This is a genomic window from Pseudomonas sp. 9_2_1, assembly GCF_059295275.1.
Window position 1 is genome coordinate 2,640,605 of sequence record NZ_CM181239.1, and the last position, 21,413, is coordinate 2,662,017.

The 21,413-nt window shown below is 64.7% G+C and carries 16 protein-coding genes and 2 pseudogenes; 6 read left to right on the forward strand and 12 right to left on the reverse strand.

The features are described from left to right. The first annotated feature begins 78 nt into the window (after positions 1-78). Together AC5O5I_RS11850 and AC5O5I_RS11855 are read left to right on the forward strand one after the other, a co-directional pair. Positions 79-984, forward strand: a complete 906-nt coding sequence (locus AC5O5I_RS11850; RefSeq protein WP_172286263.1) for a LysR family transcriptional regulator — start codon at positions 79-81, stop codon at positions 982-984. A gap of 107 nt (positions 985-1,091) precedes the next feature. Beyond that, positions 1,092-2,291, forward strand: a complete 1,200-nt coding sequence (locus tag AC5O5I_RS11855) for an MFS transporter (protein WP_172229617.1) — start codon at positions 1,092-1,094, stop codon at positions 2,289-2,291. Positions 2,292-2,308: 17 nt separating this feature from the next. Here AC5O5I_RS11855 and AC5O5I_RS11860 read toward each other — a convergent pair whose 3' ends face one another. Then, entirely contained in the window at positions 2,309-2,920 is a 612-nt protein-coding gene (locus AC5O5I_RS11860; RefSeq protein ID WP_172229614.1) for a LysE family translocator, read from the reverse strand. Between the two features lie 192 nt (positions 2,921-3,112). On the opposite strand from AC5O5I_RS11860, the pseudogene AC5O5I_RS11865 reads away from it, so the two are divergent. Further along, positions 3,113-3,532: pseudogene (locus tag AC5O5I_RS11865) on the forward strand (helix-turn-helix domain-containing protein); the annotation flags it as partial. Here AC5O5I_RS11865 and AC5O5I_RS11870 read toward each other — a convergent pair. The 6 genes from AC5O5I_RS11870 to AC5O5I_RS11895 form a co-directional block, all read right to left on the reverse strand. Beyond that, positions 3,499-4,350 carry a CAP domain-containing protein gene (locus AC5O5I_RS11870; protein ID WP_172229611.1) on the reverse strand — a complete coding sequence of 284 codons (852 nt, stop codon included), beginning with the start codon at positions 4,348-4,350 and terminating at the stop codon, positions 3,499-3,501. The pseudogene AC5O5I_RS11865 and the gene AC5O5I_RS11870 sit on opposite strands and share 34 nt — an antisense overlap. A gap of 212 nt (positions 4,351-4,562) precedes the next feature. After that, a complete protein-coding gene (locus AC5O5I_RS11875; protein WP_172229608.1) occupies positions 4,563-5,174 on the reverse strand; it encodes a cell wall hydrolase in 612 nt (203 codons plus the stop codon). A 35-nt stretch (positions 5,175-5,209) separates the two neighbouring features. After that, complete coding sequence (locus tag AC5O5I_RS11880; RefSeq protein ID WP_172229605.1) at positions 5,210-6,127, reverse strand: AEC family transporter; 918 nt, start codon at positions 6,125-6,127, stop codon at positions 5,210-5,212. Between the two features lie 130 nt (positions 6,128-6,257). Then, entirely contained in the window at positions 6,258-7,121 is an 864-nt protein-coding gene (locus AC5O5I_RS11885; protein WP_172229602.1) for a LysR family transcriptional regulator, read from the reverse strand. A gap of 105 nt (positions 7,122-7,226) precedes the next feature. Further along, entirely contained in the window at positions 7,227-8,075 is an 849-nt protein-coding gene (locus AC5O5I_RS11890; protein WP_172286258.1) for an ABC transporter permease, read from the reverse strand. Further along, positions 8,072-9,088 (reverse strand): ABC transporter substrate-binding protein, encoded by a 1,017-nt coding sequence (locus AC5O5I_RS11895; protein WP_172228114.1) that lies wholly within the window; start codon positions 9,086-9,088, stop codon positions 8,072-8,074. Before AC5O5I_RS11895 ends, AC5O5I_RS11890 begins: the two co-directional genes overlap by 4 nt. A 164-nt stretch (positions 9,089-9,252) precedes the next feature. Between AC5O5I_RS11895 and AC5O5I_RS11900 the strand changes: the two genes are divergently transcribed. Beyond that, positions 9,253-11,157: a S8 family serine peptidase gene (locus AC5O5I_RS11900; RefSeq protein WP_494512625.1), complete on the forward strand. Its 1,905-nt coding sequence runs from the start codon at positions 9,253-9,255 to the stop codon at positions 11,155-11,157. 32 nt (positions 11,158-11,189) lie between these two features. Here the strand turns inward: AC5O5I_RS11900 and AC5O5I_RS11905 are convergent, their stop codons facing one another. Both AC5O5I_RS11905 and AC5O5I_RS11910 read right to left on the reverse strand, forming a co-directional pair. Beyond that, a complete protein-coding gene (locus AC5O5I_RS11905; protein WP_494512755.1) occupies positions 11,190-11,945 on the reverse strand; it encodes a methyl-accepting chemotaxis protein in 756 nt (251 codons plus the stop codon). A 102-nt stretch (positions 11,946-12,047) separates the two neighbouring features. Beyond that, positions 12,048-13,334 (reverse strand): annotated as a pseudogene (locus tag AC5O5I_RS11910) (methyl-accepting chemotaxis protein); the annotation flags it as partial. Positions 13,335-13,584: 250 nt separating this feature from the next. On the opposite strand from AC5O5I_RS11910, the gene AC5O5I_RS11915 reads away from it, so the two are divergent. Further along, entirely contained in the window at positions 13,585-14,904 is a 1,320-nt protein-coding gene (locus AC5O5I_RS11915; RefSeq protein ID WP_172228108.1) for a Na+/H+ antiporter family protein, read from the forward strand. Between the two features lie 12 nt (positions 14,905-14,916). Here the strand turns inward: AC5O5I_RS11915 and AC5O5I_RS11920 are convergent, their stop codons facing one another. From AC5O5I_RS11920 to AC5O5I_RS11930, 3 genes are all read right to left on the reverse strand, one after another. Next, positions 14,917-15,924, reverse strand: a complete 1,008-nt coding sequence (locus AC5O5I_RS11920) for a FecR family protein (RefSeq protein WP_494512626.1) — start codon at positions 15,922-15,924, stop codon at positions 14,917-14,919. A 414-nt stretch (positions 15,925-16,338) separates the two neighbouring features. Further along, on the reverse strand, positions 16,339-18,108 hold the full coding sequence (locus AC5O5I_RS11925) for an acyl-CoA dehydrogenase C-terminal domain-containing protein (RefSeq protein WP_494512627.1): 1,770 nt from the start codon (positions 18,106-18,108) through the stop codon (positions 16,339-16,341). Between the two features lie 73 nt (positions 18,109-18,181). Then, entirely contained in the window at positions 18,182-19,804 is a 1,623-nt protein-coding gene (locus tag AC5O5I_RS11930) for an acyl-CoA synthetase (RefSeq protein ID WP_494512628.1), read from the reverse strand. Between the two features lie 195 nt (positions 19,805-19,999). Between AC5O5I_RS11930 and AC5O5I_RS11935 the strand changes: the two genes are divergently transcribed. Further along, positions 20,000-21,406: a sensor histidine kinase gene (locus AC5O5I_RS11935; protein WP_494512629.1), complete on the forward strand. Its 1,407-nt coding sequence runs from the start codon at positions 20,000-20,002 to the stop codon at positions 21,404-21,406. Positions 21,407-21,413 lie beyond the last annotated feature (7 nt).

A 21,413-nucleotide genomic window follows, 5' to 3' on the forward strand; every position in this document is an offset into this window, starting at 1 on the left:
GCTATTGCCCAGCAGCGCGCTTCTTGACCGGCCCGGCGGTTTGTAAGAACTTTCTGAGTTTTGGAGCGTGGGCGGCAAATGGACAAACTCCAGGCAATGAAGATGTTCGTGGCCACCATCGATGCCCAGGGTTTTTCTGCCGCTGCACGCAGGCTGGGGCTGGCGACATCGTCGGTGACGCGCCTGGTCGATGCTCTGGAGGCCGAACTGGGCGCCACCTTGCTCAACCGCTCGACCCGCCAGGTCAGCCTGACGGAAGCGGGCGCCCGTTATTACGAACGCGCACGGGGTATTTTCGAAGCCCTGGATGAAGCCGATGCCAGCGTTGCCGACCGTGGCGAGGCGCCGGTCGGCGTGTTGCGCCTGTGCTTGCCCGTGGAGTTCGGCAGGCGCGTCGTCGCCCCGCACCTGGGGCAGTTCCTGGCGCAGCACCCGGCGCTGGAGCTGGACATCGACCTCAGCGACCGCCTGGATGATCTGCTCGACGGGCGTTATGACCTGTCGATTCGTCTCGGCGACCCCTCGCCCAATGACGAGCTGGTGTGTCGTCAGCTGGGGCGCTTCGAGCGTTGGCTGGTAGCCAGCCCGGCCTACCTCGCCCGGGGTGAGCCGCCGCAGCACCCAAAGGCGTTGCTTGATCATGCCTGCCTGCGCTTTCGCTATGGGCAAAAAGCCCGTCCCTGGCGCCTGACCCAGGGCCAGGACAGCCTGGAACTGGACGTGCGCGGGCCATTGCGCAGCGCCAATGCCGACATGCTCCGCGAAGCTGCACTGGCGGGCAGTGGCATTGCGCTGCTGGCCGACTGGCTGGTGCGCGAGGATGTGCTCGCCGGGCGGCTGCAGCGATTGTTCCCCGCCTGGCGGGCAAGCCCTGGCACAGCCAATGACAGCATCAATGCGCTGTACCTGCCCAATCACCGAGGTTCGCGGCGGGTGAACGCGTTCATCGACTTTTGCGAAAATTTGCTGCAACCGCGCACCTAGCGTTGCGCTGCACGCAAAGCCGCGTTGCGTCGTCGCCGGATTCTCGACCCGCCCGCGACTGGGTAAGGTAGCCGACATATTCCACCCCCCTCGCCGAGGACACCGCCATGAATCCCACCCTTGCCACCGCGCAGCCTGCAGCCGCCGGCCTCAGCCGCACGCTGGTCGTGCTGCTGGCGTTCTGCTGTGGCGCAATAGTCGCCAATATCTATTATGCCCAGCCAATCGTGGCGCTGATCGCCCCGGACCTGGGGCTGTCCACCGAGCATGCCAGCCTGATCGTTTCCCTCACGCAGCTGGGCTATGCGCTTGGTCTGCTGTTGCTGGTGCCGCTCGCCGACCTGCTGGAAAACCGCCGCCTGATGGTGGCCACCGCCGTGCTGGCCTGCGTCAGCCTGTTGCTGGCGGGCACCAGCAGCAGCGGCCAGGGCCGTTTGTTCCTGGGCTACGCGCTGCTGATCGGTTTCAGTTCGGTAGCGGTGCAAATGCTGATCCCGCTGGCCGCGCACCTGGCACCGGAGCAGCAGCGCGGGCGGGTGGTGGGCAATATCATGGGCGGCCTGCTGCTGGGTATCCTGCTGGCGCGGCCGTTGTCGAGCCTGGTGGCTGACCACTTCGGCTGGCGGGCGGTGTTCATTGGCGCTGCCGGGGTCATGCTGGCGATCATCCTGCTGCTGGGCCTGACCCTGCCGCAGCGGCGGCCTGAGCACAAGGCCAGCTATGCCGAGCTGATGCTGTCGCTGCTCACGTTGCTGCGGCGGTATCCATTGCTGCGCCAGCGTTCGTTGTACCAGGCATTGATGTTTGCAGCGTTCAGCCTTTACTGGACAGCGGTGCCGATGGCCCTGGCAGGTGAGCATGGGCTGTCGCAAAGCCAGATCGCGGTGTTTGCCCTGGTGGGCGCGGTAGGGGCCGTAGCCGCGCCGCTGGCCGGCCGCCTGGCCGACGCCGGACATGCGCGGGCCGGCTCGCTGCTGGCATTGTTGCTGGCTCCGGCGGCATTGTTGCTGGGCCTGACCGCGCCGGGCTACAGCGTGATCGGTCTGGGGCTTACCGGAGTGCTGCTGGACTTCGCGGTGCAGATGAACATGGTCATTGGTCAGCGCGAGGTGTACGCGCTGGACCCGGCCAGCCGCGGGCGCTTGAACGCGGTTTACATGACCAGCATCTTCCTCGGTGGGGCGCTGGGTTCGGCGGTGGCCAGTGCGGTGTTCAGCCAGTTTGGCTGGCAAGGCATCACGTTGGTGGGGGCAGGGTTGCCGGGCATTGCCTTGCTGGTTTTCCTGGCCAGAGCGCATCGAGGCTGAGCGCCCCAGCCTGGGCATCAGCGGCCAAGCGGCAGGGCCACGCCAATCACGGCAAACAGGCTGCCGCAGCAGCGGTTGAAGCCCTTGCCGCCTTTGGCCAGCCAAGGGCGAATGCGAAATGCCAGGCGCGCCAGCAGGTACTCGACCAGAAACTCCACGCTGGCAAAGGTCGCCGCCATCACCACGAACTGCAGCAGCAACCCCCGCTGCGGGTCGATGAATTGCGGCAGGAACGCACCGTAAAACAGCAACACCTTGGGGTTGGCCAGGGCCGACAGCAGGCCTTGGCGGAACAGGCCGGCGTTGCCAAGACGGGCGCTGCGCTCGTTCAGTTCCAGGTGCAGACCGGGGCTGCGCCACAGCTGAATTCCCAGCCAGACCAGGTAAGCCCCGCCGACCCACTTCAGCACTTCCAGCAGCGAGGCCGAGGTCTGCAGCAACGCTGTCAGGCCGAACATGGCCAAGGCAATGAGCGCGCTGAAGCCGAATACGCCGCCAACGATGGTGAACAACGTTCGGCGCGCGCCATAAAGGGCCCCGTGAGTCAGCGCCAGCAGGCTGTTCGGGCCTGGCGTCAGCGACAGGCCGATGCTTGCCAGCAGGTAAATAAGCCAGGTGTCGAGAGCCATGTCGGGAAACGCCTTGTTGGTCCGAAGAGCGCCAGTCTATGGCGCCAGGTCTTCTCTGTCAGGGTATGATCCGGACATTCGACGGTGATTTCTGGACACAGCTTCATGCAGCCTGACATCCGCTTGCTTATCCGCCCTTGCCGGATTTTGCCCTGCTGCCGTTCGGTGCCTTTCTCGACAAGCTGCGCTTCGGGGCTTGCCGACATGCTCGTGGATGAAACCCGCGACAGCCGCCATGCCTTGCGCTCATTGGAACTCGGCGGCGGGCCAGGACGGCAAGCGGAGCGGGCACAGGCATTGATGCGCCATCACCTGGGCACGCCAGTGGCGGTGGAGCAGTTGGCTGCGCAACTGGGCATCAGCCGGCGGCAACTGGACCGGCAGTTCCAGGCCAGCCACGGCGTGAGCGCCAAGGCCTGGTGGCTGGAGATGCGCTTGCAGCAGGCGCGCTGGCGCTTGTGCAACTCCAGCCACAGCCTGATGCAAATTGCCGATGAGGTGGGTTTTGCCGACGCCAGTCACTTGGGCAAGTGCGTGCGGCGGCGGTTTGGTTGTACCGCGCTGGCGCTCAGGCAGGCTTACTGCGGCGAGCCGAACAACCCTGTCCAGTAGATCCCTGCGTCGCTCTTCGGGTCTACTGCATAGGCAGCACCCAGCTCACGGAAGTCCGGATTCATCAGCGTTGCGCAATGCCCCGGGCTGTCCAGCCAGCCCTCGACTACCTTGTGCGCAGTGTCGCGCCCGGCCGCAATGTTCTCGCCGATCTGCTGATACAGGTAGCCAGCCAGCTCTGCACGGTCACCGGGGGTACGGCCATCCTTGTCGATATGGTCGAAGAAGTTCTGGTTGGCCATGGCCCGCGTGTGGTTGGCGGCGACGCCGGCCAGCGCAGTGCTCCAGGCCAGCGCGGGGGCGGCGGCGAAGGGCTGGCCGCCGCATTGTCGAGGCACCTTGCGCGCGTCGTTGATTGCCTGCAGCACCTTCTGCCCCTCGGCCTGCCAGTCGCCCAGGCGGCCACTGAGCAGCGGCCGCGCCAGCACGATGCGCCAGTCGCGGCCCTCCTGGCTGACGCCGATATCGACGAACTGCGGGTCGAGCACCACTTGGCAGAAGCTTTCTTCAATGGCATGCATTGCGGCGCGCGCATCGCGCGGCCCGGACAGGCTTATGGCCTGGACGTTGACCATGGGGTAGGCGGCGCGGGTCATGGCCTGCTGCAGGTCGCGGGTACCCTCTGGCGACAGCGCCAGGCGGGTATCGCTGTTGAGCGGCGGCAGCTCCAGCGATGCCTCGCCACCGCAGGGCTGGGCCTTGCTGCGGTAGACGTTGATCGAGTCGATCAGTTGCGCCTCTTCGCCGGTAACAGCCAGCGCCGCGGTCGAGACGACCAGGCCCAGTGACAAGGCGGCAAGTGATGGCAGGACGCGCATGTGGATCTCCCTGTGACTGGCAGCGTCGTGGTATGCGCTGCTCATCCTACACAAGCCCGGGGCTTTTGGCCCGGGGTCATGCAAAGCAATGAAAACGCCGGCGTGGGTTGCTGCCGGCACAAGAGGGAGTAGACCACTGGTCGCCGGAAAAGTGCGGCGGTTTGGTAATCATTCGTAACATCGACGCTTCACGGGAACGCTCGACTTCAGATCTAGCGTGCCAACGCCTGGTTCGGCTTGTAGAACAGGAAGTGCGTGGTCTGCGCGGTGCGTCGATAGGCCTTGGCCCAGTCCGGGCGCACCGTGCGGTCATGGAAGTACAGTGCACCCCCGGTGGGGTCCTTGAGTTGCTGGTTCAGCGCCTTGCGTGCGATCTCCTTGGCGACGTCGTAACGCTGCGCTTCCTCGACCTGGTCGGAGCGCCCGTCGCACCACCAGGAAAACTGGCAGGCCTTGGTCTCCACACCCTGCTTGACCACCCCGCAGATGGTGTCCGGGAAACCATCATGGCCCAGGCGGTTGAGCACCACGCTGGCAACGGCGGCCATGTCCTTGGCGTCGGCGCCCTTGGCCTCCCAGTAAATGGTGCGGGCCAGGCAGGTAATGCTGTCGTCCAGCGGCGCCTGGCCGGCAGGGTCGACGGCCTTCGCTTCGCTCGGTGTCAGGGTTTCCGCCTTTTTCGGCGCAGGCGCATCGTTCGCCACTTTCTGCTCCAGCACTTCGGCCTTGTCCTCGGCGACCGCAGCCTTGGCCGGGTCAGCGGCCTGCAAGGAGCCTGCGAGCAGGGCCGAGGTCAAGCCAACTACCATCCACGATAGGCGCATGGTCCAAGCTTCCGAAGTGTGGGTTGAATCTGAGTCTAGCCAAGCGTAAGCATTAATACCAAAGGCAGTGTGGCGGCGGCGGCCACGGTCTGCAGGGCTATGATCGTCGCCATCAAGGGCGCATTGCCGCCCATTTGACGGGCCATCACATAGGATGACGAAGCGGTAGGCAGAGCCTGGAACAGCACCGCCACCACGGCGGCCTGGCCACTCAGGCCGAGCACCCGGCACAGGCCCCAGGTGGTCAGCGGCATGACCAGGAACTTGAACGCCGATGCCGCCATCAGCGGCCGCACCTGCTGGCCCAGGCGGGCGCCACCCAGGGCCGCGCCAACGCACAGCAGCCCAAGCGGCAGGGCAGCCTGGCCCAGGGCCTTGACCGTAGGTTCGATGCCGGCCGGCAGGCCAAGGCCAGTTACCCGTAGCAACAGGCCGCCTGCGCAACCGACGATCAACGGGTTGGCGAAGATCGCCCTCAGCACCGTGGCGGGCGAGCTATGGCGAGCGCTGAAGCGCGCAAACACCAGCACGCAAAGCAGGTTGACCAGCGGCACGATGGCCGCGTTGGCCACCGCCGCCAGGGCAATCCCGGCGCTTCCATAGATGCCCGCAGCCAGGGTGGCACCGATGTAGTTGTTGAAGCGGATGCCGCCCTGGAACACCGAGGTGAAGTCGGCGCCATCGTGGTTGATCGCGCCCTGGTAGAGCACCAGCAGCACGGCCCCCGCCAGTGTCGAGAGCATCAGTACACCGACCATGCCCAGTACCGGTACGCCGTCCAGGTTGGCGGTGGCCAGGCCGTGGAGGAACAGTGACGGCAACAGTACGTAGTAGCTGAGGCGCTCGGCCCCGGGCCAGAAGCTTTCAGCCAGAAACCTGCGCAGGCGCAGGAAGCTGCCCAAGGCAATCAGCAAGATTATCGGCAGCAAGGTGGTCAGCAGCAACTGGAGCATGGGTGACGTTCCGTAGTCGGGTACGGGATCACATTACTGGCGGCAACTGATTTGTAGAAACGTTGTTTTCTTAACTGACCATTGAGGAAAAATGCATGTTACTCCGGCCCGCGCTGTGGCCTCGGCGCCCTCACGCTTCCAGCGCGGTTTTCAATACTGCACTCAAATGCCGCCGCTGACTTTTTTCATGCTCCAGCAACACCACCCGCCGGGTCAGCTGGGGCTCGCCAAATGGCAGGCAGGTGGCCGGTGGCAGGCGTTGCAGGTCGTCATCGGCCATTGGGATGATGGCCACCCCAAGGCCCATCACCGCCATGCGTGCCAGGGCTTCCTGGCTGTCCAGTTCCATCTGCTCGCTTACCTGCAAGTGCTGCCGGCGCAGTTCCTGTTCGATCTGTCGCCCGGCCCAGGCGCGTTTGTCGAAGCGCAGAAAGGGTTGACTGGCCAGCAGCTGCGGCACGCTGTGGCCGGCCAGCTCAGGGCTGGCAATGGCCCAGAAGCGGTCCTCGAACAAGGGCGTGAAGTCGAGGTTCTGCGGGTAGGGGCTGACCGGTTCGGTGGTGATCGCCGCGTCGAGCTCGCCGTCTTCCACGCGCCGCGCCAGTTCTGCCGACATGCCGGAGGCCACGCTGATGTGCAGTTGCGGGTGGTGGGCCTTGATCCACACCAGGGCCCTGGGCAGCCGCCGCGCCAGCACGGTATGGATGGCCCCGAGGCGCAGGCGGCCGCGCAGGCCAGGGCCACTTGCCAGGGCGTCGGCCAGTTCGTCATAAGCGGCCAGAATGCTTTCGGCACGGGCCACCGCCAGCTGGCCGGCTTCGGTCAGCACGACCTGGCGGCGGCTGCGGTCGAACAGCGTCACCTGCAGTTCGTCTTCCAGCGATTTGATGTGCAGGCTCACTGCCGAGGGGGTGAGGCTTAGCAGGTCGGCGGCACGGGCAAAGGTGCCGTGACGGGCGATGGTCACCAGGGTGCGCAGGGCTTTGAGGGACATGCCGAGGGGGCCGGTTTGTGTTGGCAGGGTTGCATTGTCAGGCTCGGGGGGATTGGCGGCAAGGCGCACGGGGATCGCCCTTGGCGCCGATCCAGGCTACCCGATTCAGCGCCTGCTCCCCCCATACGCCTGGCTGATCCGGTCGATCACCATGGCCAGCGCAACGATGGCCAACCCGGCCTCTACCCCTTGGCCCACATTCAGGGTCTGGATACCCGCCAGCACGTCCTCACCCAGCCCGCGCGCGCCGATCATCGATGCCACCACCACCATCGACAGGGCCATCATTACCGACTGGTTGAGCCCGGCCATGATACTGGGCAGCGCCAGCGGCAAGGCAATCCGCCGGAGCCGCTGCCAACGGCTGGCGCCCAAACCGTGGGCGGCCTGCAGCAACGACTGGTCTATCTGGCTGAGGCCCAGCTCGGTCAGCCGTACCAGCGGTGGCAGGGCGTAGACCAGCGTGGCAAACACAGCGGGCACCTTGCCCAGGCCAAACAACATCAGCACCGGGATCAGGTAGACAAAGGCCGGCAGCGTCTGCATCACATCGAGCATCGGCAGCAACAGCCGCCGTGCCAGCGGGCGGGTGGCCAGGAGGATGCCCAGCGGTACACCCACCAGCACGCACAGGCCGGTACTGACCAGCACCAGGGCCAGGGTCTGCAGCAGTTTGTCCCACAGCCCGAGCATGCCGATGAATGCCAGCAACGCGACCAGCACCATACTGCGCAGCAGGCTGCGGCTGGCGTGCCAGGCCAGCGTGCCGACCACCAGCAACAACAGCCACCAGGGTGTCAGCCGCAGCAGGTTTTCCAGGCCGACCAGCAGTTGCAGCAGCTGGTCCGAGACACTGCGCAGGTGATCGCCGTAATGCAGCACCAGCCAGTCGACCAGCCGGTTGATGCTGTCGGCAAAGGAGAATTGCAGGGCTTTGGGAAAGCCGTCGTTCACAAGCTGCCCTCGACCTTGGCCGTGACCTCGGCAGGCAACCAGGCTTTCCACACCTCGGGGTTGTCACGCAGAAACGCCAGGGCAGCCTCGCGAGGGGGCGTGCGATTTTCGCTCATTGCCGCCAGTGCCTGGTTCAGACGGTCAATCGGGATGTCTACTTTTTCGAACATCGACACCAGCTCGGGATAGCCCTCGCGGAAGGCTTTGGAAACGCCTATCGATAGCTTGGCGGGCAGCGACTGGCTGCCTTTTGGATTGGGGTTGCCGGCATCGGTGAGGGTGGCCCACGCCTGGGCATCGAACGGGGGTTCTTCCAGGCGTACCAGCTTGTAGCGCCCCATCAACGGCGTCGGGTTCCAGTAATAGAACAGCACGGGATGGCCCAGGCGGATGGCTGCGCTGATTTCTGCATCCATCGCTGCCCCGGAGCCGCTGCGGAAGTTGGTGTAGAACTCATCCAGGCCATAGGCCTTCAGTTTCTGGGTGTTGACCGTTTCCGAAGTCCAGCCGCTGGGGCTGTTGAGAAACCGCCCTTTGCCGGGTGACTCGGGGTCGCGGAACACCTCTGGGTAGCGCTTGAGGTCTTCGACCGTTTTAAGGCCTGGCGCAGCGGGTTTCAAGTCACGCTGGTTGTCGCCGTTGATCACGTAGTCCGGTACCCACCAGCCTTCTTCGGCATTTTTCACCGTGTCGCCCAGGGCGAACACCTGGCCGGCCTGTTCGGCCTTGATCCAGGCAGGGCTGCGCCCGGCCCATTCCTCGGCGATCACCTGCAGGTCGTTGCGTGCCAGCGCCACTTCCAGGCTCACGGTGCTGCCGGGCAGGGTGGCGGTGAGGTAGCCATAACCGTGCTCTGTGATCAGCCGCAGGATCTCGGTGGTGAGTGCCCCGCTTTCCCAGGTGAGGGCGCCGAAGTGGATAGGTGTGTGGCGATCTGCCGATGCAGCACTGTCGGTGCTGGCCACGCCTGCAGCCAGCAGCAGGCCGGCCAGCAGCGCTTGAATTGTTTTCATCAGGGCCTCGTGGGTTGCCGGTGGGTGGCTGCCGGCAAGTGTAGACGACGCCCGCGCAAGCCTGCGTTGCTGCCAGGGAACGGGGCCCCAGTGCCACCGGGGCTGGCAGGTTGCAAAGGTGGTCGCCGCCATGTGGCGACCACTTTTTCGCGAGGCCTCATCCCATGACCCTGAACCTTGACTTTGTCTATTACCGAAACTTCCGCTTCGACGGCAAGTTGCACGTTCGCTGTAGCGGGCCCGACCTGCACAAGGTCAACCGCATCCGCTACGAACTCGAACGGGCCGGGCCGGATGGGCCGGTGTCGTTCAAAGGTGTTTCAGCCTATTCCCAGGCGCGCAGCGGCAAACTGAGCGACCACGGTTGCCCGGCCACGTTGGTTGCGGAAGAAGCAGCGGGCGTCTATTCCATACTGCCCAGGGTGGTCTTGCTGGATGAGCATGCACGGGCGATGAACCGGCCGACCGGGGCTGCTGGTGTGATCGACATGCCGCCGCTGGTGCTCGATATCCAGGCCGAGGAGATCAACCGTAGTGTTCTGGACAAAGTGCCGTTGTCTTCGACTGACGCACGTCGCAAACGCGAAGTTGCGCCAACGGTGGTGCCCGAACTGCTCGCCCAAGCGCTGCCCGTGCTGGCGCCGGGCGTGTCTTGCCCGACGTTGATTGTGGTGTTCAGCGAAGGTGGCCATGCGCGCCTGCTGAATGACCTGGAGCCAACCTCCGGTTCGGTTCTGGTTCGCTACTGGCCGAATCTGAAAACGGTGTTGATGCCCCGGCCAGTGCTGAGCGAGCAGGAGCGGGATGAGCACAAGCTTGAAGCGCTGCGTGATTGCTGTCTGCTCGACCAGCCTGCGAGCATGCTCAACGACACGTACATCGAGCTGTTGAAGACGCTTTCGGCTCTGGACTACGTGCAGAACATGCATTTCTTGCCGCCAGTCGCGCCCCCCAATATTTTCGTACTCGGTATTGCAGGCCTGATAGCGACGGTATTGACGGGGGCTGCAGTGGTGGCCGGTAACCGCGCACACGAAAATGCCACGGCAACGCCTGATTTCGAAGCGCGTCAGACTTACCTGGATCAGCCGGGGCCGCGCTGGCAGGGGCTGAATGTACGAAAAGCGTGGACGGGCGATGTGACTGGCAAAGGTAGCCGTATCCATTTCAGCGATGAAGGGCTGCACGCCCGGCATGAAGACTTGCGGGACAACCCCAATCTGAAAATTGTCTCGATAGAACCTCAAACCTACGCGGACCACGGCACTGCTTCAGTCGGGCTGATACTGGCCGCACGCAATGGCTTCGGCGCAACAGGGATCAGCCATGACAGCGAGTTGTACGTGTACAACCACATCAAGACAGATGCACAGGGGAGCTACCAGGCACTCAAGGATCTACTGCGCAACGTAGAGCCTGGTGACATTGTCGGGATCAATCGCCAGACGGCCCATGTCAGTGTGCTGAGCACCATGCTGCCCGCCTTGCACGACAAACTCTGGTGGTCAGTGATGAAGCAACTGGCGCAGCGTGGTGCGGTGGTGGTAAATGCTGCGGCCAATGGCAGTAACCAGACCATCGCGAATAAAGGTACACGGCAGAGCGAAGGTGTGGACCTGAGCAACTGGTCTTATTTCCAGGACCATGGTGATGCAGGCGTCATCCTGGTGGGGGCTTGCCGGTCATACGATGGCAAGCCCCATCTGTATTCCAACCACCACTATCCTTATCGGATGCTCAATGCCTGGGGCGACAGGGTAGTCACGCTTTCCTATTCGGACTTGCAGGATTTTGCCGGTAGTGACCGGGACTACACCGCCACCTATGGTGGCACTTCGAGCGCCACACCCATGGTGTGTGGTGCACTGAGTCTCATCCAGTCCTATGCCATGCAGCACCATCACATCTACCTCAACGGCAACCAGATGCACCAACTGGTGATGCAGTCTGGCTACGACGACGCGAGGCTAGCCGACACCGATGTACTGCCAATGGGGGCACGGCCCAATGTGCATGGCGCATTGGTCCTGCTGGATCATATTCTGGGTGGAGGCGTGTTCGAGGCATGAGCGAGGGCCGACAAGCGTCGGCCCCGACGTGGTTACACGCGGAACTGGTCCATCAGCGCCTGCTGCTGGTTGGCCAGGCTGTTCAGCGACTGGCTGACACGCGCCGACTCGTTGGCCTGGCCCGACAGCGATTCGGTGACATCGCGGATGGTTGCCACGTTGTTGTTGATCTCTTCCGCCACCGCACTTTGCTCCTCGGCGGCCGAGGCGATCTGCAGGTTCATGTCGGTGATCACCGTCACTGCCTGGCCGATGCGCTGGAGCGCGGTGACGGCTTGACCCACCTGCTGCACACCGCTCTGCGCCTGGCGGTGGCTGTTGTCCATGGCGCCGACCACTTCGCGCGTGCCGTTCTGCAGCGCCTCGATCACCTGGCGGGTTTCTTCCACCGATTCCTGGGTACGCTGGGCCAGGTTGCGCACCTCGTCGGCGACCACCGCGAAGCCACGGCCGGCCTCACCGGCGCGGGCGGCTTCGATGGCGGCGTTGAGGGCCAGCAGGTTGGTTTGCTCGGCAATCGAGCGGATCACTTCCAGCACCGAACCGATCTTCTCGCTGTTCTGTGCCAGGCCTTCGACTTCGGCCATGGCATTGCTCATGTCGGCGGCCAGGGCGTCGATGCTGTGCGTGGTGCGGTCGATCACCGCCAGCCCTTCGCGGGTGGCCTGATCGGCATCGCGCGCTGCCTGTGCGGCCTGCGCGGCGCTGCGGGCGACGTCCTGGGCGGTGGCGCTCATTTCGTGCGAGGCAGTAGCCACCTGGTCGACCTGGCGGTACTGCTGCTCCATGCCGGCGCTGGTTTCAGTGGCGATAGCCGAGGACTGGTCGGCGGTGCCGCGGGCGGCCTGCACCGAGCGTTTGACGTCGGCAATGGTGGGCTGCAGCTTGTCGAGAAAGCGGTTGAACCAGCCTGCCAGCTCGCCCAGTTCGTCTTGCTTGTGGTAGGTCAGGCGGCGGGTCAGGTCACCCTCACCGCTGGCGATGTCCTTGAGCATGCTGGCCACGCCGAGGATGGGACGGGTAACCCCTCGGGCCATCAGCCAGACCATCAGCAAGCCTGCAATGGCCGCAGCCAGGCCCAGGCCCAGCTCCAGCAGCGTGCCGCTGGTGTTCAGGGCGTCCAGTTCCTGCTGCAGTGCTTCGGCGGGCCCGGTCAGCGCGTTTTCCGGCACGTCCAGCAACACGCCCCAAGGCTGGGCATCGGGGATCGGCCGGAACGCGGCCAGCACCTTCAGGCGCTGCTGGTCGTGCAGGATGCTCAGCTTGCCATCGGCCAGCTTGCGCACCAGTTCGGCGCCCTTGGCCGGGTCGACCTGGTCGAAGCGCTGGGCCAGCTTGCTGGCGTCGGCGCTATAGCCAGCGAGCAGGCCGACCGGGCTGAGGATGCCGACCGTGGTGCGGCCTTCGTACAGGCTGCGGCTGGCCTCCTGGCTCAGGGCCTGCAGGCTGTTGAGGTTGATGTCGATGGACAGGGTGGCAATGATCTTGCCATTGACGGCCAGCGGGAAAACGATGCTGGTCATCAGCACCTGCTGGCCATCGATGGTGTAGAAGTAGGGCTCCACCACGCACACCTTGCCGGTATTGCGCGGGCATACCCACCAGGTGTTGGCCGGCTGGCCGCTGGGGCCGATCTGGGTGTCGGCCATGTCATGCTCGGGCAGTGCCATGGCGGTCAGCTGGCCGGCGCGCGGTTGCGACCAGTACAGGGCAAAGCGCCCGGTTTCGTTGCTGCCCAGTTCGGCCTTGTCGGCGAACAGGCTGTCCTTGTTGTCCAGGGCGTTGGGCTCGAACACCAGCGACAAGCCCAGCAGGTCGGGGTTGGCCTGCAGGGCGGCGCGCACCTGGCGGGTCAGGTCTTCGCGCAGGTCGAAGGCATCGAGAAAGCGTTTTTCTGCCTGCTCGCGCAGGAACAGCACCTGGCGGGCGAAGCCCGCGCCGTACTGGTAAGCGTCCATGAACTGGCGGCGGATGTTCAACGCTTGCACTTCGCCTTGCGACTCGATGCGCGACTGGGCGGCCTCGGTCAGCATCTGCATGCTGCTGGCCTTGACCAGGTCCGAGCTGTGGTCCATGCGGTACAGCGACAGGCCGACGAGCAAGGTGACGATGCCGGCCAGGCAGAGGCCGGCGAGCAGGGTGATCTTCCACTGGATGGAGAGTTGTCGCAAAGGCATGGGGCGGATCCCTTTTTTTTTGAGCAGTAAGGGTTATGGCTTTGGGGCTGGGGTGGCTTTGGGATGGTTTCGGATTGGGCCGACAGGGGCCTGGCCTCTCACGATATCGGCCCCCTCCATTTTTTCTTTATTCAAACAGTCAATTTAAATCTCGGCCTCTGCGAAATCCGCCGCAACATGGCGCTTTTGACATCTGCCGCCCACTGCTTCAGAGTTCGCGCTTTTTCCGTCGTAATGAGGTAAGCCAACCATGAATGCAGTGATCGCCGCGGTCGGCATCATGCTGATACTCAGCCTGTCCCGCGTGCATGTGGTCATCGCCCTGATCATCGGCGCCCTGGTGGGGGGGCTGGTGGGTGGCCTGGGCATCGAAGGCACGCTCAAGGCCTTCAACGGCGGCCTGGGTGGCGGGGCCACGGTGGCTTTGTCCTATGCGCTGCTGGGCGCCTTTGCGGTGGCCATCGCCAAGTCCGGCCTGGCCCATGCCCTGGCCGACCGGGCCCTGACCATGATCGACCGCCAGGGCCATGCCAATGGCGGCAAGGTCAAATGGCTGATGATCGGCCTGATGCTGGTGGTGGCGGTGTCGTCGCAGAATATCCTGCCCATCCACATTGCCTTCATTCCGCTGCTGGTGCCGCCACTGTTGTACGTGCTGACCCGCCTGCGCATCGACCGTCGGCTGATCGCCTGCGTGATCACCTTCGGCTTGATCACCCCGTACATGTTCCTGCCCGTGGGCTTCGGCAACATCTTCCTCAACGAGATTCTGCTGGCCAACGTTGCCCGCGCCGGTGTTGACATAAGCGGGGTCAATGTCACCCACGCCATGGCCATCCCCGCCGCCGGCATGCTCGCAGGCCTGCTGCTGGCGGTATGCGTCAGCTACCGCAAGAAGCGCGACTATGACCTGGGGCGCATCGAGCAGGTAGAGCAGGTGAGCGTGCAGTACAACCCGTTGACCCTGCTGGTGGCCGGGCTGGCGATCGGTGCGGCATTCATCGTCCAGCTGTTGCTGGATTCGATGATCATCGGCGCCATGGTCGGTTTCCTGATCTTCTCGCTGTCGGGCATCGTCAAGTGGAAGGACACCGACGACCTGTTCACCCAAGGCATGAAGATGATGGCCATGATCGGCTTCATCATGATTGCCGCGTCCGGTTTTGCCGACGTGATGAAGGCTACCGGTGAAGTGCAGAGCCTGGTGGAAACGTCCGCGCAGTGGATCGACCACAGCAAAGGTGTGGGTGCCTTGCTGATGCTGCTGGTGGGCCTGCTGGTAACCATGGGCATCGGCTCGTCGTTCTCTACCGTACCGATCCTGGCCGCGATTTTCGTGCCGCTGTGTGTGCAGCTCGGGTTCGACCCGTTGGCCACGGTGTGCATCGTCGGTACTGCCGGTGCCTTGGGCGATGCCGGCTCGCCCGCCTCGGACTCGACCCTGGGCCCGACCTCCGGCCTGAACGTCGATGGCCAGCACCACCACATCTGGGACACCGTGGTGCCGACTTTCCTCCACTACAACCTGCCGCTGCTGGCGTTTGGCTGGTTGGCGGCCATGACGCTTTGAGGGGAGCGGGCGTCAGCGCTTGTGGGGCGGCGGCGAGATGCGATTGAGCACAGTGCTGCCGTCCTTGCTGCGGGTCAGATAGACCGGCAGCACCTTGGGCAGGTTGTTGACCAGGCGCCCAACCTCGCGGGTGTTGTAGATGCCGCTGATGCGAATGCGCCCGGTGGCAGCATCGGCCAGCAGCAGCGGGGTGTCGAGGTAGCGGTTGATCACCGGCAGTGCCTGTTCCAGGCTCAGGTTGTCGAGCACCAGCTTGCCGCCACGCCAGGCCAGGCTGTTGCCGTAGTCGTTGCTCTGTTCCAGCTGCGGTTCAAAGTCGCCCTTGTGATAACTGGCCTGCATGCCTGGGCCAAGGCGATAGCCACCGGCGCTGCCATCGCTGGACACCAGTACCGAACCTTCCACCAGGGTGACCTTGACCTGGTCCTGATACTTCCACACGTTGAACTGGGTGCCGGTGACCCGGGTCTGGCCGCGGCCGGCATGCACGATGAACGGGTGGCTGCTGTCGTGCTGCACATTGAAGAACGCTTCGCCGCGCTTGAGCGTGACCTGGCGCTGGTCCTTGTAGTTGAGGTAGGTGAACTCGGTGTTAAGGTTCAGTTGCACCGTACTGCCGTCGCTCAGCTCGACGGTCTGCATGCGCTCGCCAGTTTCGAAGTGCTGGTAGTGGTTGGGCAGCCAGCCCTGTTCCCAGCCCAGCCAGCCAGCCAGGGGCAGCACCGCCAGGGCAATTGCAGCAGCTGACGCCAGCGGCCGCCAGTTGGGTGTGCGGGCGGCCTGCCGGGCGGGCGGGTTGAAGTCGATGACGGTGGCATTGCGTGGCAGCAGGTCGGCGGTTTGCCAGATTTCCAGCATTGCCTGGTATTCCTCGGCATGCCGAGGGTCGGCCGCCAGCCAGCGGGCGAATGCCTCGCGCTCGGCCGCCGTGCAATCTTCGGCGTGCAGGCGCATGCACCAGTGCGCGGCGGCGTCGGTGATGGCATCGTCAGGGCTGGGGTTGAGGCGGTCGTGGTTCATTGCGGCTCCGGTTTTGCGCATTCTACCCTTGCTAGAGGGCTGCCGAGAACCAACGTAATGGCGAATGACTATCAGTTGTGCCGGTTTTTCGTCGGATTTGCAATGGTTTTCAGCGTTTGAGAACCCTTCGCGCGCGGGAATGACGCCTGTAACGGTTAGGGTAGGAGAGTGCCCAGCCCATTGGGCTGCGCTGGCGCGCAGAGAACCGATGCTGGGCGCTCCGCGTAGCCTGTGGGAGCGGGCGCGCCCGTGAAGAATCTACGCGGTGCATGGCACCGGCTGCGCCAATGTTCGCGGGCACGCCCGCTCCCACAGGGTCCCTGCTGAAGTAAGTTATGTGCAAACCCATGCATCTTGCACTGGCCTCTTCGCAGCACAAGGCTGCTCCTACACAGGCAGGACCGCGTCAGGCTCTCAGAACTGCGTCGCACCCAGCCCGTAGAGGCTGCCACTGCCCGCCCGAATACTTGCCTCCAGCCCCAGGCTGCGTGGCAAGACACGCTGGAAGAAGAATTCGGCACATGCCAGCTTGGCCCCATAAAACCCAGGGTCCCCATCGTGCTTGGCCAATGCCACCGCCGCCATCCGCGCCCACATGTAGGCATACGCGGTCAGCCCGAACAGCTGCAGGTACTCCACCGCCACCGCGCTGACCAGGTTGGCATCCACACCCGCACGTGTACGCAGCCAGGCGCTGGTGGCCTCCAGCTGTGCCAGGCTCGCTTGCAAGGCCTCGCGATGCAGCGGCGCACCCACGCTGAAGGCCCGCACTTCGGCAGCAAAGCTGGCCAGCGCCTGGCCTCCGTCGGCCAGCACCTTGCGCCCGAGCAGGTCAAGGGCCTGGATGCCATTGGTGCCTTCATAGATCTGCGCGATGCGCACGTCGCGCACACGCTGCTCCTGGCCCCATTCGCGGATATAGCCATGGCCGCCATACACCTGTTGGCCGAGCACGCAGCTTTCCAGGCCGTTGTCGGTAAAAAATGCCTTGGCTACCGGCGTCAGCAGCGCCACCAGGCGCTGCGCATGCTCACGCTCGCCGGCGTCGTCGGCATAGCGCGCCAGGTCCAGCTGCTGGCCGACGTAGGCGGCAAATGCCCGGCCGCCTTCGGTGAGGGTGCGCATGGTCAGTAGCATGCGCCGCACATCGCCGTGGTGGATGATCGGGTCGGCCACCTTGTCCTGCGCCTGGGGGCCGCCGGCAGCGCGGCTTTGCAGGCGCTCGCCGGCATAGCGGGCGGCGCTCTGGTACGAGGCTTCTGCACAGCCGATGCCCTGGATGCCGATGGACAGGCGCTCGTAGTTCATCATGGTGAACATCGCCGCCAGGCCCTTGTTCGGCTCACCCAGCAGATACCCGGCGGCGTCATCGAAATTCATCACGCAGGTAGCAGAGGCCTTGATACCCATCTTGTGCTCGATCGAACCGCAATGCGCGGCGTTGCGCGTGCCCAGGCGGCCATCGGCCTCGACCAGGAACTTGGGCACCAGAAATAGCGAGATGCCCTTGGCCCCCGCCGGCGCGTCTGGCAGCTTGGCCAGCACCAGGTGGACGATGTTCTCGGTCAGGTCCTGTTCGCCGCCGGTGATGAAGATTTTGCTGCCGCTGATGCGATAGCTGCCGTCAGCCTGGGGCTCGGCACGGCTGCGGATCAGCCCGAGGTCGGTGCCGGCATGGGGTTCGGTGAGGCACATGGTGCCGGCCCAGCGGCCCTCGTAGAGCGGTGGCAGGTAGGTAGCCTTGAGCGCTTCGCTGGCATGCGCATCGATTGCCAGGCAGCTGCCCGCGCTTAACGCCGAATACAGGCTGAAGCTGCAGTCGGCGGCGTAGAGCATTTCTTCGAACAGCACGCCGAGCATTTTTGGCATGCCCATGCCGCCGTATTCCGGGTTGCCACCCAGGCCGACCCAGCCGCCTTCGCGGTAGGTGTGCCAGGCCTCGCGGAAGCCGTCAGGCGTGGTGACTTCGCCTGCGTCGAAGCGCACACCTTGCTCGTCGCCGTTGCGGCTGAGCGGGGCAATCAGCTGGCCGGTGACTTTGGCCGCTTCCTCAAGGATGGCGTCGGCAGTGTCGGCATCGATGCGTTCGGCCAGGGCGGGCAGGCGGGCCCACAGGGCCGGGGCGTTGAACACGTCATGCAGGACGAAGCGCATGTCACGCAGGGGGGCAGAGTAGGTGGTCATGGGGAGCTCTCGAAAAGTAGGAGATCAGGGCTGGCCTGTTCGCGGGCAAGCCCGCGAACAGGCCACCAAGGCATCAGAGGGTTTTGGCCCGGTCGCGTAGCACGTACTTCTGGATCTTGCCGGTAGAGGTCTTGGGCAGCTCGCCAAACACCACGGTCTTCGGCACCTTGAACCCGGCCAGGTGCTCGCGGCACCAGCTGATGATGTCCGCCTCGCGGGCATCTTCGCGGCCTGGCTTGAGGGCGATGAAGGCGCACGGGGTTTCGCCCCATTTTTCATCCGGGCGCGCCACCACGGCGGCTTCCAGTACGGCGGGGTGCCTGTACAGGGCGTCTTCGACTTCGATGGTGGAGATGTTCTCGCCGCCGGAAATGATGATGTCCTTGAGCCGGTCCTTGATCTCGACATACCCGTCGGCATGCCACACGGCCAGGTCCCCGGTGTGGAACCAGCCACCCCGGAAGGCTTCGGCGGTGGCTTCGGGGTTTTTCAGGTAGCCCTTCATCACCGTGTTGCCGCGCATGAAGATCTCGCCCAGGGTGTTGCCGTCGCGTGGCACAGGTTCGAGGGTTTGCGGGTCGGCGACCATCAGGCCGTCCAGGGTCGGGTAGCGCACGCCCTGGCGTGACTTGATGCGCGCGCGTTCTTCCAGCGTCAAGTCATCCCATTCGTCATGCCAGGCACACACGGTGACCGGGCCGTAGACCTCGGTCAGGCCGTAGGTGTGGGTGACCTGGATACCCATCTCTTCGACGGCACCGATGACCTTGGCCGGTGGCGCGGCGCCGGCAACCATGGCCTGGACCGGGTGCTCGATGGCCGCCTTGGCCGCCTCGGGCATGTTGACCAGGGCGTTGAGCACGATCGGCGCGCCGCACAAGTGGCTGACCCGGTGTTCGCGGATCAGGGTCAGGATTTTCTGCGGGTCGACCCGGCGCAGGAACACGTGGGTGCCGGCCAGGGCGGTGATGGTCCAGGGGTAGCACCAGCCGTTGCAGTGGAACATCGGCAAGGTCCACAGGTACACCGGGCGGTGGCCCATGGCCCAGGTCATCTGGTTGCCCAGGGCATTGAGGTAGGCGCCGCGGTGGTGATAGACCACGCCCTTGGGGTTGCCGGTGGTGCCGGAGGTGTAGTTGAGGGAAATGGCCTGCCATTCGTCATCGGGCCACTCCCAGGCAAATTCCGGGTCGCCTTCGGCGAGCAGCGCCTCGTAGTCCAGTTCGCTGACTGCGCGACCTTCGCCGTACTCCGGGTCATCCACATCGACCACCAACGGCGGGTGTTCGAGCAATGCCAAAGCGTCCTCGATGACGGCGTGGAACTCGCGGTCGGTGATCAGTACCTTGGCTTCGCCATGCTGCAGCATGAAAGCGATGGCCTCGGCGTCCAGGCGCACGTTCAGGGTATTGAGCACGGCCCCGGTCATGGGCACGCCGAAGTGCGCTTCGAGCATGGCCGGGGTATTGGGCAGCATCACCGCCACCGTGTCGCCCTTGCCGATGCCCCGGCCTGCCAGTGCACTGGCCAGGCGCCGACAGCGTTGGTAGGTTTGCTGCCAGTTGCGGCGGATGGCGCCGTGGATCACCGCCGGATAGTTGCCGTATACGGTGGCGGTGCGTTCGATGAAGCTCAGCGGGGTGAGGGCGACATGGTTGACGGCAGCGGGCATCAGGCCCTGGGCATAGATCGACATGCGGTAATCCTGTGAGGGAGGCAGGCACAGCCTGTGCGCCTGGCCCCCGATGGCTGATTGTTAGCTCTGTTCAGGGTGTCGGGAGGCGGGCGGTGGGCCGTTCCCCTCTGTCGCTGTTTTACGCGAGTCGCTATGGTAGTAGGAATATCGACTATAGCAATATAGTAAAACTACTAGATCAGCGAGCCGCCTGCCGTGGACAAGACCGCTTCCCCCTTGCTTGCCAAGGACCCGCAACCCAGCCTGCTGCTGGCCAGTGACGCCAGCCCGTTGCTGCTCAACCCGACGTTGCAGGCCTGGGTCGATGAAGGCCCGGCGCTGGTCCACTGGCTGCCGACCAATTGCGCAGCCCTGGTACGTGCCTGCCTGCGCCAGCACCGGGCGATTGCCGATGTCGAGGTACAGGTTGGCGAGCGAGCGGTGCTCTGGACATTCATTCCTGATGACCAGGGCCAGCAGGTGCTAGGTCGCTGCCGTGACGCCAGCGAAGAGCGCCAGGGTGCACGCGAAGCCAGCCGCGCCAGGCGCCTTTACCGGCTTATCATCGAAAACACTACCGACCTGATTTCCCGACACAGCCCCGACGGCCGTTTCCTCGATGCCTCGCCGGCAGCTTATCGTCTGCTTGGCCTGTGGCCCGAGCAACTGCGCGGCCGGGCCGTGTACAGCCTGCTGCACCCGCATGAACGCCGCCAGGTCCTGCGCCAGGCGGCCGCCGCGCTGGATCAGGACGGTTACCACACCACCACCTGCCGGGTGCGTCAGGCGGCGGGCGGTTATCGCTGGTTCGAGATCGCCAGCCGGGCCATTCGCGAGACCTACACCGGTGCCGTGGTGGAAGTGGTCAGCGTGTCGCGCGATATCACCCTGCGTATCGAAGCCCAGGAGAACCTGGCGCACAGTGCCCGCCTGGCGACGCTGGGGGAACTGGCCTCGGGCATCGCCCACGAGATCAACCAGCCGTTGGCCGCCGTGGTCAATTACGCCAATGCCAGCCAGCGCTATTTGCAGGGCCTGGAGCGCGACCCGCAAGCCCGCGAGCGGGTCGGGCAGGGCCTGCAGCGCATCAGTGAGCAGGCCACCCACGCCGCCGAAGTGATCCGCCGCCTGCGCGCGTTTCTGCGCAAAGGGCCGCGCCGGCTGCAGGCATTGGACATGGCCGAGGTGGCTGGCGAAGCAATGCGCCTTTGCGCCTGGGAAGCCGCGCGTGATCAGGTGGCCGTCGAGTTGCGCATGAGCGCGCAGTTGCCCTTGGTGTACGCCGACCGGGTGCTGCTGGAGCAGGTGCTGCTCAATCTGCTGCGCAACGCCATCGATGCCAACCGCGAGCAGCATGGCGAGCGGCCCTCACGTATCCTGCTCGGCGCCGTGCGCGAAGGCGACGGTGTGCGGGTCGAGGTGGCCGACCAGGGCCCGGGCGTGGCGCCTGGGCGGCTGGATGACATCTTCACGCCATTTACCACCAGCAAGGCCGACGGCCTGGGCTTGGGTTTGAGCATGAGCCGCAGCCTGATTGAAGGGTTTGGCGGCAGCCTGTGGGCGCGGGCCGGTGACAACGGCGGCCTGGTACTGTGCTGCCGGCTGGCGGTGAGCAGGGGATAAAGGGGGT